Source organism: Bacteroidales bacterium (genome assembly GCA_035647615.1).
Lineage (GTDB): Bacteria > Bacteroidota > Bacteroidia > Bacteroidales > 4484-276 > SABY01.
Genome location: DASRND010000036.1, coordinates 251,920 through 264,300 on the forward strand (window position 1 = coordinate 251,920; position 12,381 = coordinate 264,300).

General features: G+C 45.3%; 12 protein-coding genes. 4 read left to right on the forward strand and 8 right to left on the reverse strand.

Translation table 11 applies throughout. From position 1 onward, the window contains the following. The first annotated feature begins 153 nt into the window (after positions 1-153). Entirely contained in the window at positions 154-3,711 is a 3,558-nt protein-coding gene (gene nifJ / locus VFC92_13170) for a pyruvate:ferredoxin (flavodoxin) oxidoreductase (protein HZK09132.1), read from the forward strand. 163 nt (positions 3,712-3,874) lie between these two features. Here nifJ and VFC92_13175 read toward each other — a convergent pair whose 3' ends face one another. After that, the gene (locus tag VFC92_13175) at positions 3,875-5,221 is read right to left on the reverse strand and encodes a hypothetical protein (GenBank protein ID HZK09133.1); all 1,347 of its coding nucleotides are present in this window, start codon (positions 5,219-5,221) and stop codon (positions 3,875-3,877) included. A gap of 47 nt (positions 5,222-5,268) precedes the next feature. Between VFC92_13175 and VFC92_13180 the strand changes: the two genes are divergently transcribed. The 3 genes from VFC92_13180 to VFC92_13190 are packed head-to-tail and all read left to right on the forward strand — an operon-like array spanning position 5,269 to position 6,737. Further along, entirely contained in the window at positions 5,269-6,054 is a 786-nt protein-coding gene (locus VFC92_13180; protein ID HZK09134.1) for a hypothetical protein, read from the forward strand. A gap of 22 nt (positions 6,055-6,076) precedes the next feature. After that, positions 6,077-6,274 carry a hypothetical protein gene (locus VFC92_13185; protein HZK09135.1) on the forward strand — a complete coding sequence of 66 codons (198 nt, stop codon included), beginning with the start codon at positions 6,077-6,079 and terminating at the stop codon, positions 6,272-6,274. Next, positions 6,264-6,737, forward strand: a complete 474-nt coding sequence (locus VFC92_13190) for a nucleotidyltransferase (GenBank protein HZK09136.1) — start codon at positions 6,264-6,266, stop codon at positions 6,735-6,737. Before VFC92_13185 ends, VFC92_13190 begins: the two co-directional genes overlap by 11 nt. A gap of 86 nt (positions 6,738-6,823) precedes the next feature. Here the strand turns inward: VFC92_13190 and radA are convergent, their stop codons facing one another. The 7 genes from radA to VFC92_13225 are packed head-to-tail and all read right to left on the reverse strand — an operon-like array spanning position 6,824 to position 12,381. Next, positions 6,824-8,197 (reverse strand): DNA repair protein RadA, encoded by a 1,374-nt coding sequence (radA, locus tag VFC92_13195; protein ID HZK09137.1) that lies wholly within the window; start codon positions 8,195-8,197, stop codon positions 6,824-6,826. A gap of 2 nt (positions 8,198-8,199) precedes the next feature. Next, entirely contained in the window at positions 8,200-8,709 is a 510-nt protein-coding gene (gene rfaE2 / locus VFC92_13200) for a D-glycero-beta-D-manno-heptose 1-phosphate adenylyltransferase (protein HZK09138.1), read from the reverse strand. Continuing rightward, positions 8,660-9,715 carry a lysylphosphatidylglycerol synthase transmembrane domain-containing protein gene (locus VFC92_13205; protein HZK09139.1) on the reverse strand — a complete coding sequence of 352 codons (1,056 nt, stop codon included), beginning with the start codon at positions 9,713-9,715 and terminating at the stop codon, positions 8,660-8,662. Before VFC92_13205 ends, rfaE2 begins: the two co-directional genes overlap by 50 nt. Positions 9,716-9,721: 6 nt before the next feature. Beyond that, positions 9,722-10,066 (reverse strand): aspartate 1-decarboxylase, encoded by a 345-nt coding sequence (gene panD / locus VFC92_13210; protein HZK09140.1) that lies wholly within the window; start codon positions 10,064-10,066, stop codon positions 9,722-9,724. 16 nt (positions 10,067-10,082) lie between these two features. Then, complete coding sequence (gene panC / locus VFC92_13215) at positions 10,083-10,931, reverse strand: pantoate--beta-alanine ligase (GenBank protein ID HZK09141.1); 849 nt, start codon at positions 10,929-10,931, stop codon at positions 10,083-10,085. A 20-nt stretch (positions 10,932-10,951) separates the two neighbouring features. Beyond that, entirely contained in the window at positions 10,952-11,467 is a 516-nt protein-coding gene (locus tag VFC92_13220) for a thioredoxin family protein (protein HZK09142.1), read from the reverse strand. A 35-nt stretch (positions 11,468-11,502) separates the two neighbouring features. Continuing rightward, entirely contained in the window at positions 11,503-12,381 is an 879-nt protein-coding gene (locus tag VFC92_13225) for a hypothetical protein (GenBank protein ID HZK09143.1), read from the reverse strand.

Consider the following 12,381-nt stretch of genomic DNA (forward strand, 5'->3'; position numbering starts at 1 on the left):
ACGAAGTTGCTTTATTGATTAATCTGAAACGAATTTAAATAGCTGGTTTTCACATCTGCAAAGGTTTTGTAAGCCCTTCCATTTAGGAGTTATGGTTACTTTCGTAGCAAATTTTGAATTTAACGAAAATTACGATTTAATCAATTCATAATCATGACTACAAAGAAAAAGTTTATCACTTGTGACGGTAACTACGCGGCCTCACACATCGCCTACATGTTTAGCGAAGTAGCCGCTATTTATCCCATCACACCATCATCTACCATGGCCGAATACATCGACGAATGGTCGGCCAACGGACGCAAAAACATTTTTGGCGAGACCGTAAAAGTATCGGAAATGCAATCGGAAGGTGGCGCCGCTGGCGCGCTTCACGGCTCTTTACAGGCGGGAGCACTCACAACTACTTACACGGCCTCACAGGGTCTGATGCTGATGCTGCCCAACATGTACAAAATTTCGGGCGAGCTGCTGCCAGCCGTATTCCACGTAAGTGCCCGCAGCCTTGCCGCACAGGCGCTGTCGATTTTTGGCGACCACTCCGACGTGATGGCTGCCCGCAACACCGGCTTTGCTTTTCTGGCTACCGGCAGCGTGCAGGAAATCATGGACATTGCCGCCGTTGCACACCTGGTGGCTATTAAATCGCGCATTCCGTTTGTTCATTTCTTCGATGGTTTCCGTACCTCGCACGAGATACAAAAAGTGGAATATCTTACTACCGAACAGCTAAAACCCATGCTCGACATGGAAGCATTGCAGCGTTTCCGCGATAATGCGCTGAACCCTGAAAAGCCTGTAACACGTGGTACGGCACAGAACCCCGACATCTATTTCCAGTCGCGTGAAGCTGCCAACCATTTTTACGATCCTGTTCCCGACATGGTGGAAGACTACATGCAGCAGATCAGTAAAATGACCGGCCGCGAGTACCATCCGTTTACCTATTATGGTGCTCCTGATGCCGAAAACATCATCGTGGCCATGGGCTCCATCACACCTGTGATTCGTGAAACCATTGATTACCTTATGGAAAAAGGCGAAAAAGTAGGTCTGATCACAGTGCATCTCTACCGTCCTTTCTCTGAGAAATATTTTATGCGTGTACTGCCAAAAAGCGTAAAACGCATCTCGGTGCTTGACCGCACCAAAGAACCCGGCGCCACCGGCGAACCACTTTATCTTGATATCAGAGATATTTTTTATGATAAAGAAAACGCTCCCATCATCGTGGGCGGACGCTACGGATTAAGCTCAAAAGACACCACGCCGGCCATGATCGTTTCGGTGTATAATAATCTAAAACAAAACGAGCCGAAAAATCAATTTACGGTAGGTATTAATGACGACGTGAAATTCCTGTCGCTGCCGTTGCTGCCAGAAATCAGCATCGTACCCAAAGGAACTTTCGAAGCCAAATTTTACGGTCTGGGTTCCGATGGTACTGTGGGCGCCAACAAAAACTCGATCAAGATCATCGGCGAGAATACCGACAAATATTGCCAGGCTTACTTTGCATACGACTCTAAGAAATCAGGTGGCATCACCACCTCAAACCTGCGTTTTGGCGACAAGCCAATCCAGGCATCGTATCTGGTTGGAACACCAGACTTTGTGGCTTGCCACGTTCCGGCATATCTCAACAAATACTTTATGCTGAAAGGTCTGAAAAAAGGTGGAACTTTCCTGCTCAACAGCATCTGGGATGCCGAGGAAAGCAAGGATCGTTTGCCCGATCAGTTCAAAAAATACATGGCTGAGAATGATATCAAATTTTATATCATCAACGCTACCAAACTGGCCGAAGAAATCGGACTGGGCGGCCGCACCAACACCATTATGCAATCGTCTTTCTTCAAAATCTCCAACGTCATCCCTTACGATCTGGCAGTAGATGAGATGAAAAAAGCCATCGTTAAAAGCTTTGGTCGCAAAGGCGAAGAGATCGTTAACATGAACTTTTCAGCTGTTGATCGTGGCGGTGAATACGAACAGGTGGAAGTACCCAAAGAATGGGCAAATCTGAAAATCGAAAAAGTGGTAGACGACCGCAACCTTCCCGATTTTATTAAAAACGTAGTGGAACCTGTCAACGCTCAAAAAGGTGACGACGTACCGGTGAGTGCCTTCCTGGGTCGTGAAGATGGCACCTTCCCGTCGGGTCTTACCGCCTACGAAAAACGCGGCGTCGCTGTAAACGTACCCGAATGGATTTCCGAAAATTGTATCCAATGCAACCAGTGCGCTTATGTTTGTCCACACGCTTGTATCCGTCCGTTCCTTATCGACGAAGAAGAGATGGCCAAGGCGCCCGAAGGGATGAAAACCTTGAAAGCCATTCCAAAAACTTTTGCAGGATTACAATTCCGCATACAGCTCAGCCCATACGACTGTACCGGCTGCGGCAACTGCGAAGACGTATGCCCGGCAAAAGGAAAAGCACTTGTGATGAAACCTTTAGAATCCCAGCTGCATGAAGGTGACAACTGGAACTTCATGGTGAACAATGTTACCTACAAAGACAACATCGTACCCAAAGATAAATCCGTAAAGAACAGCCAGTTTGCACAGCCACTCTTTGAATTCTCGGGTGCCTGTGCCGGTTGTGGTGAAACGCCTTACATCAAGCTCATCACCCAGCTCTTCGGCGAACGCATGATGATAGCCAACGCCACGGGTTGCTCGTCGATTTATGGCGGCTCGGCACCTTCCACACCTTATTGCACCAACGCTCAGGGTCACGGACCAGCCTGGGCCAACTCACTCTTTGAAGACAACGCCGAATATGGCTACGGAATGATGCTTGGCGTAAATAAGATGCGCCAACGCATTGCCGAACGTATGAATCAAGCCATAAGCTCCAATGGGTTGAACGAAGAGATGATCGCTGCTTTTGGCGATTGGATCCAAAACGTTGACAATTCCGAAGGATCGGTAACAGCATCGGCCAGGGTAGTTGCCGCTTGCGAAAACAACGATTTGGCTGTAGCCAAAGAGATCATGAACCTGAAACAATATCTCGTTAAGAAATCAGTATGGGCCTTTGGTGGCGACGGCTGGGCTTACGACATTGGCTTTGGCGGTTTGGATCATGTTTTAGCTTCAGGCGACGACATCAACATTTTAGTATTGGATACGGAAGTATATTCAAACACAGGCGGACAAGCTTCCAAAGCAACACCAGCAGGTGCTGTAGCCAAATTTGCCGCTTCAGGCAAAAAAACACGTAAAAAAGACCTGGGCGCCATGCTCATGACCTACGGCTACGTTTATGTAGCACAAGTAGCTATGGGCGCCAGCCAGTCGCAGTTCCTCAAGGCAGTGCGCGAGGCTGAAGCCTATCCGGGTCCATCACTCATTATCGCCTACTCACCCTGTATCAACCACGGCATCCGTGCCGGAATGGGCAAAACTCAGGAAGCTGAAAAACGCGCCGTCGATTCAGGTTACTGGCATCTGTACCGCTATAACCCTGCTCTGGAAGAAGAAGGCAAAAACCCGTTCCAACTCGACTCCAAAGAGCCCGACTGGAATGCTTTTGGCGACTTCCTGGATGGAGAGGTGCGTTATACCTCACTGCATCAGGCATTCCCCGCCCAAGCTGAAATACTTACCAAAGAAGCGCTTAAAAATGCACAGTGGCGTTACAAGAGTTACCAGCGACTGGCTACATTGGACTTCTCATTGGATGAAGAAGTAAAAAGTGAATAATCGTTTTGTATTATAAAATTAAAGCCGGAAGCAATCTTCCGGCTTTTTTTTATCAAAATAAAAAACGATGTACTTTAAATCCTGAATAACTCATCACTTGTAGTAATGGAACGCTGATCCGTGTTCTATAAAAGTTTGTAAATAAAGCAGGTAATATCTGTACTTACTTTCTCCCGCTGTTTTCGATAATTTCGAGCGCATACACCCTTTTGCTTTTTACTCTTCCGTAGGTTAACACGATAAGCGTATTGTCGGTGGGATTGCTAAAAATAAAATGTGGCGTTGCTTTCACTGATTCATATCCGCCACTGTTGTTATTTACCAAAAAAGGTTCAGGAATAATTTTGCGCAGTGTGTTCATTTCCTGATCGCAGGCATACAAACTGGTGTTTTCTTCGTAATAGTAGGAATCTTTAAAAATTAAATAATACTCATTGTTTTGGGTGTTGCTGGCAAAGTCGTGAATGGCGTTATAAGTGGAAACCGAAATCGTTTCCGTTTCGAGCACGTCATAGCCTGCTAAATTGGGGTTGATATGAATAAATTGCATGTCATCAGTAATAATCCTGGTGCCATCGTCGGATATCCAAAACCGATCAGCCTCCTGATATTTATTATTCGAATAAATTTCCTGAGGAGTATCTCCCTGAATATCTATCTTCATCAATTCCTCATAGTAACCAACTCCGTAAAGATATTTCCATGAAGGATGGGCTTGGATGAAAATTCTATTGAGATTCATTTCCTGACTTACCAAATTCCGCGTATTCAAATCGAGGGTAAAGAAATTCTGGTTCTCGTATTCGAGTGTAATGTAAATGATTTGATTGAGGGTACCTGCTGCACTTACAATTTTTTTATTAAAATCATGCGAATACACTATGCTTTCGCTTTTAAGATCCAGCACAAAAAGGGAGTGGTACTGCGAAATAATCAGGTTTTTACCATCCGGCATTAGTTGCAAAAAATCATTGTTTGAATGGGAATTCCATTTAAGATCAATTTTCCGAAAGGCCTTTTCATTCAAATCGAAAACCTCCAAATATTCTCCGCCATCGGGTAAAAGATAAACCACCTGCTTGTCTTTATCAAAAGCCATATCACGCACACTGTAAGAAAGCCGGGTTTTATTTTCGGGATAGTTACGGATTGATATCCCTATGCGGATGTCCTGCCCGACATTGGATGAAAATGTGATGGACGACTGCACCGAATCACCGGTAATTTTGCTGCGCAGCGGTGCGATGGAAACGGTTTGGTACGCGCCTGCTGCAAGCGTGCCCGACGTTTTGTCGAGCACCAGAAAATCATCCTCGGCAGTAGCCGCCCATTTCAGCGTTTTATCCGCAATATTGCCCAGGCTCAGCTCGAGCAGATGATCATTATAATCAAAATCCAGCTTGGATTTGCCGGGAAACAAAAAGGTTTTGTCATCATCCTTTTCACAGCCAGAAAGGAAAAGCACAAAAACCAATATCAGCGGGAGGGATTTTTGTATCGTTGCCATCATTTTTATTTTTTTGTACATTTGCAAATATAGAAAAAATAAAAAATCGCATGAAAACAAAAATTATCGCCACCATTTTTATCCTGATCGCCTTTTCAGGATTTGCGCAATCGGATAGCCTGACACCTAAATTCAGACCCACCGAAGGCAACCTTGCCCTGGAGCTTGACTTTTTGCCCTTTAGCGAAAGCGGACCTATCGACTTAAAGTCGTTTCAAGTCCGCTATTTCATCAGTCCCCAACTTGTGCTGCGTGCCGGTTTCAACTTCGACAGGGTAAAGAAAGATGATGAGCTTCCGCGAACTTTTCAACACAACGGCAACAGCATTCTGAAGTTTAACAAATACGAAATGGATTACACCCTCTGGGGCATCAATGCCGGCCTGGCTTATCATTTTTTTGATAATACGCGCGTATCGCCATATCTTGGCATCGACATCGGATACGAAGCCAAGGCGGCGAAATACAATGATGAAGTCAACAGTTATAATTCCGGCTATCCGTCTGGAGAATTTGTAGTAGCAAAAACGGAAATCGAAAATGGCTGGGGTGTCAACGAAGTAATTTACGATCCATGGGGCAATCCTGTTAATGCTTTTACGGTTCACCAGCGGGCATACTCGTCCATTAAAGCCAATCTGGTGGCCGGCACCGACATCTATATTATGAAGCACTTTTATGCCGGCGTGGAATTGGGTCTGGGGATGGAGACTATTAAATACAAAGAGGTTACGATAAAAAAAGATGGTGTTCTCAAGTTAAAATTCCCGGAGAAAAAAGATAATACTTTTGGTCTTAATTTTAATAATGCCATCCGCATTGGATTTTGGTTTTAATAGCTAACTCTTGCTAAACTCCATGGAAATATTTTTCGGCACCAAAGAAGAAAATAACCGACGGCGCGAGGAGGAGTTTTTAAAACTTACGCCGGGCGAGCGCTTGATAGCCTTTATCGAAATGGTGACTGCTCCGCGTACTTTTCCGCTTCCAGAGGATTATGAGCATCCAAATGATAAAAAAAACAATTTCGTAATTCGCAAGAAAGATGGAGAGTAATTTTAATAAAGAGGTTTATAATTTTATTGAGGCCTGCCAAAACAACAATGTTAGGATGATCCTCGTGGGTGGAAATGCTGTGAACTATTATGGTTATAAAAGGCATTCGGCAGATATAGATTTTTGGATTGAAAACTCGCCTCGGAATCTGGATAAGATGCTCGATGCAGTGCGAGAACTCGGATACACACTTGAAGATTTCCCACAAGAAGTGAGAGCCGGAAATCAAAATATTTCTATAAAACTAAGTCCAGACTTAGAAATCGAGTTGATAACACGTTTCAATCCCGGGAAAACTTTTGAAGAAGCCTATCGGTCATCAGAAGAGTTTATTGCGGGAGGTCAAAAGATTTTGAAATGGAATATAATATCCTTCGATGACCTGATAACCAGCAAGCTCAAATCGGGACGGCCTAAAGATTTTCTGGATGTGCAGGAACTTAAAAGAATTAGAAACAAGTGAATTGGAATAACTTACGCAACAATCAATAGAATTATTTGAGTTGCTCTTTTCCCAGATGAATCTCCATGACTACAGTCAGTGCATTTTTACCTAAACAAAATCTCAAAGACCTGTTCGATGCGTCCCACGGCAATCAATTCGATACCGAAATTCTTTTTATCAAGAGTTTTAAGACCATGACGCGCCACAAAGATTTTTTCAAAACCTAACTTGGCGGCCTCACTGATGCGCTGTTCCACACGACTCACAGCACGTATCTCTCCCGAAAGCCCTACCTCAGCAGCAAAACAAGTTTTAGGATTAATGGGCATATCTTCGTTGGAAGAAATCACCGCGCTCACTACGGCCAAATCCACAGCCGGGTCGTCGATGCGTATGCCACCGGCAATATTCAAAAAAACATCTTTAGTTGCCAACCGGAAGCCATGTCGTTTTTCGAGTACGGCCAGCAACATATTGAGCCTGCGTCCGTCGAAACCGGTGGTGGAGCGTTGTGGCATTCCATAAGCTGCTGTACTCACCAGCGCCTGAATTTCGACAAGCATGGGGCGCAAACCCTCCATGGTAGAGGCAATGGTGATGCCACTGAATTGCTCGTCACGATGGGTTATCAGAAGCTCGGACGGATTAAGCACCTGACGCAGCCCGTCGTTTTGCATCTCATAAATTCCAAGCTCGGAAGTAGAACCAAAGCGATTTTTTACGGAGCGCAGCATGCGGTAGCCGTAGTTGCGATCGCCTTCAAATTGCAAAACTGCATCCACCATGTGTTCCAGAATTTTGGGTCCAGCCAATGAACCATCTTTGGTGATGTGTCCGATTAGAAACACAGGCGTGTTGGTAACTTTGGCATATTGTTGCAGTTCGTTGGCGCATTGCCGTATCTGCGAAACACTGCCGGCGGGCGACTCAATGCTGCCAGTGTGCAGCGTCTGTATGGAATCGACCATAATGATCTGCGGCTGCAGACTTTCGATGTGTCGGAAAATCGTCTCCATGTCCGTTTCTGTGAGGATGTAAGTATCGTTTTTCTTTTCACCCAATCGACCGGCGCGCATCTTTATCTGCTGCTCACTTTCCTCACCAGAAATGTACAATACGGTGAAATTTAACATATCGAGCGCCACCTGAAGCATCAAAGTAGATTTTCCGATGCCGGGTTCACCACCCACCAACACCACCGATCCGGGAACGAGACCACCACCCAGCACGCGGTTAAGCTCAATATTACACGTATCGATTCGATTTTGGGTTTGCATGTCGATGGTGCTCAGAAGCCGGGGAACCGGCTTGTGTGCTATAACAGCCTGCGACAAAGTTCCGGCAGATGATTTGGATACTGGCTGCACCAGCTCTTCCACAAAAGTGTTCCATTCCGCACACGACGGACATTTACCCAGCCACTTGGGCGACTGATATCCGCAACTCTGACAAAAAAAGGCTGTTCTCGTTTTTGCCATGACTATTTATTTTGTGATGATGCCAACAAACGCCTTATGATTCCTGAAGTAGAATAGCCTTCCAAAAAATCGATGGTTTGCACCTGCCCACCTTTAGCTAGAACTATGTCAGCCCCTGCAATGTCGTTTGTTTTATAATCGCTGCCCTTAACGAGCACATCAGGCTGCACAGCTTTGATGAGTTGGTAAGGTGTATCTTCATCAAACAAAACTACAGCACTTACAAACCGCAAAGCTGCCAGTATGAGTGCGCGCGCATCCTGATCCTGCACCGGACGCCCTTCCCCTTTCAGACGCGATACCGAAGCATCGGTGTTGAGGCCAATCACCAGCACATGCCCCAGATCGGCGGCCCTGGCCAGGTAGTCGATGTGACCACGATGCAGAATATCGAAACATCCATTCGTGAAAACTATCTTTTGATTTTTAAAATTCCAAAAAGCAAGCTGACGACTCAGGTCATCATTCGCCTGCGGGAATATTTTGGACTGTATGCTCTGGAGTTGCTCCATAGTTTTTTTGTTTTTGAATGATGGGAAGAACAATCAATGACGCGAAACCTGCCACCACAATCATCAGCGTTTGTGCCGTCCAGGTAAGCCATCCCAGTGCGTAACCGGTAGTGGCCGGAATATGATAAAGCAGCAGCACTTCGGCTATGATGGCCGGATAGATGCCAATACCGCCCTGCACGATCATGATGCCGATGGAACCAAAAATCAACATTGATAGACCGGCATCGATGCCCAGATGACTGGTTTGCGGCAAACTAAAAACACACACCCAAACCATTAGAAAATAAAGCACCCAAATCCCGATGGAGTAAAGTACAAATGCGATGGGGCGTTTGATGCGAGTGATGGCCCAGAGGCCATGCCAGAAGCCTTTAGCGATTTCGCGCATCTTGATGTAGAAGCCTGTGTATTTCAAGCGCTTTTTTAATAAAAAAAACAGGAGGATGATAACAGCAGCAATTGCAACAGCGATAAGCAAATAATTGGTGAGCGCCCCTGAAAATTGAAATTTAGCGTTAAGCGGAACGAAAATTTTATCAGTGGCATACTGATTTATTTTATCAAAAAAGATAAAGAGATTAATAAAGAAAAGCAGGATAAAAACCACGATGTCGACACTGCGCTCCACAATCACGGTACCGATGGATTTAGTGATGGGGATTTTTTCGTATTTGTTAAGCACCCCGCAACGTGTTACCTCGCCCAGCCGGGGCAGCGCCATGTTGGCCAAATAACCAATCATTACAGCTGCAAAGGTGATGGATAGCCGTGGCTTGTGGCCAAGCGGCTCGAGCAAAATCTGCCAGCGAAGAGTTCGGGCCAGGTGGCTGAGGATTCCGATTATCAAGGCGAGTACCAGCCAGCTAAAATCGGCATGAATGAACGAATCCCAGATTTCGAGTTTCTGATCCGGGGTGAGCTTGCGCAGAAATATCCAGATGAAGAAGATCCCTATGGAGAGAAAAAACAGGATCTTCAAAGCCGAAAAGAACTTCTTTTTCAAAAGCTGCTAAAGTTTGTTGTGTTGATCGGGGAAGATAATGGAAGGCTTGAACGAGCGGGCTTCTTCAAAATCCATACTTGCATACGAAACAATGATCACCAGGTCGCCGGGCTCTCCTTTGCGGGCAGCAGCGCCGTTGAGCGAAATAACGCCAGAACCTCGCGGACCTTTTATCACATAAGTGTCAAGGCGTTCGCCATTGTTGATATTGTAAACGTGTACCCGCTCGCTCTCGATCAGGTTGGCAGCATCCATCAGGTCTTCGTCAATGGCGATGCTACCGATGTAATTCAGATCGGCCATTGTAATGGTAGCCCGATGAATTTTGGATTTTAAAATGTCGATATTCATAGCAGCGGCGAAATTACTATTTTATAATCAAATTGTCGATGAGCCTTACCTTACCAAGATATGCAGCCACCAGCGCCACCACACTGTTTTTATCATCCCAGCTTTCGATGGGCAGAAGGTCGTCGGCGCCAACAACTTGCAGGTATTCAACCTGAATTTCAGCGTATTTATTCAACTGGTTGGCGGCCCAAATCTGCGCTTCTTTAGGCGTAAGGTGATCGATCTTTTGCTTTATTTCCAATAGCACCCGATGGATAACCGGGGCGATGGAGCGTTCGTGATTCGTTAACCGCACGTTGCGCGAACTCATGGCCAGACCATCTTTTTCACGCAAAGTAAGACAGGCTACAATATCGATGGGCATCTTATGATATTCCACCAGCGCCTCAACGATTTTAAGCTGCTGATAATCTTTCATACCAAAATAGGCACGGTGAGGCTGTACAAACTCAAAAAGTTTCCGCACCACGACGGCCACGCCATTAAAATGTCCCGGGCGATACTTCCCTTCAAGCACCTTGTCGAGATTGCCAAAATTGTACTTATCGTTTACGATATCCTGCTCCGGATACATTTCTGAAACCGTCGGAGCAAAAAGCACATCACAGGCTACTTCCTCCAGACGGCGGATATCGTCATCGAGCGTTCGCGGATATTTTTCCAGGTCTTCGCGGTTATTGAATTGTATCGGGTTAACAAAAATGCTGCATACCACCAGATCGTTTTCAGTATTGGCCTTGTGTATCAAAGAAATATGACCGGGGTGGAGCGCCCCCATGGTGGGCACAAAGCCAATGCTTTTTTGTTCCTGACGCACGCTTTCACGCCAGGCACCGGCTTCGGATATCGTTTTAAGAATGAGCATTCACCAGGCAATTTTAATGATTAAGAACCGAGAGAGAATATGAGCAAAAGGTCTTTTTCGAGTGCAGAAGTGGAAGGAGATTCCACGATGCGACCTATTTCCCGACCATCTTTATAAAAAATAAAAGTTGGCACACGCTGAATGTCATAAGCTGAAACATCCACATCTCCACCTGTTTTCTCACGATCGACAGAGATAAGGCGAACATCAGAGTCTTTGATACCGGCCTCATCCATGATTTTGTAAAGATGCGGCACTTGTGTTTTACTATCGCTGCACCAACTCCCCATCACCACAACTACCTGTACATTTTTCTTTTCCTTTTTCAATTTTTTAACGACTTCCTGGTCAGGAGCATAGCTGTTGTAGCCCTTGTTGTAGGCATCCGCAAAAGTGGGATTCGTTAAAGCTTGCCGATCGCATTGCCCGATAAGAATATCCTTACCACTCTGTGCGTCTTTGACGATCTGATTGTTTTGTTGCGAAAAGCCGACAACACTAAAAAGCATAACTGCAATAAAAAGTAGGTTTTTCATGGTTGATCAGTTTTAAAGTTGAATATTAAATTCCACTATCCGAAATTTATTTTTATTTTTTCAAGGAGATTGCTGACATCTTTTTCGAACGACAGACGAGTGGCTATCTCATTTTCATATTTTGTTTTTAAAACGTTTTTCTCTTCCCGAAGTTGCACAATCTCTCTGCGCAAAGCATCAACATTTCCTCCGGCAGCGGGCGATGTGTTTTCAATCTGAAGCATCATTTCCTCACGTTTTACAACCTCGGCATCATAAGCATTTTTTACAGCTGCCAACTGGTTTTGGAGCATCAAAACCTCCTCGGCTACTTGTTCTTTTTCGCGCTCCAGCGCCTTAAGTTCATCAGCATGCCGGCTTTTACTTTTATTGATGGCTGTGGCCAATTGCTTTTGCGTCTCCTGATGTTTTTCTATCTCCGACCGCAAAGCATGCAAATCAGTATAAAACTTGCCGTTGGCTTCCTCCAGTTTCATCACTTTACTTCGTTGACGCATCCAAAGCGCTAAAACCCAAATAGCAACAATCAACAGAATAAACGAAACAATCAAAAGCATGTTCAAATAACGGCGGGTGAGAAGATGCTGCTCTTCGCTATTGCTTAGCACTTGTTGTAAATCCAGCTTTTGACGATGAAGCATATCGTTTTGTGCCGTGAGGCCCGGAATGAGTGTGTCCGGAGGAATCACTTTTACGATCTCCTGCAAAAGCAAAGTGTCAAAGAAAACGACCCTGCGGAGCTGCAGATTTTCGAATCGGAACTCGGCCATATTTTTACCGGCAATCGCTCCGGAAGCCGTGTCTATTTGCGCCATCAAACTATCGCGATGCTGCATCATTTTTAGCCATGATTCCTGCACATGCAAGCCCGGAAGCGACATAATCAATAGAATAGTGATAAAATATTTAGGCAT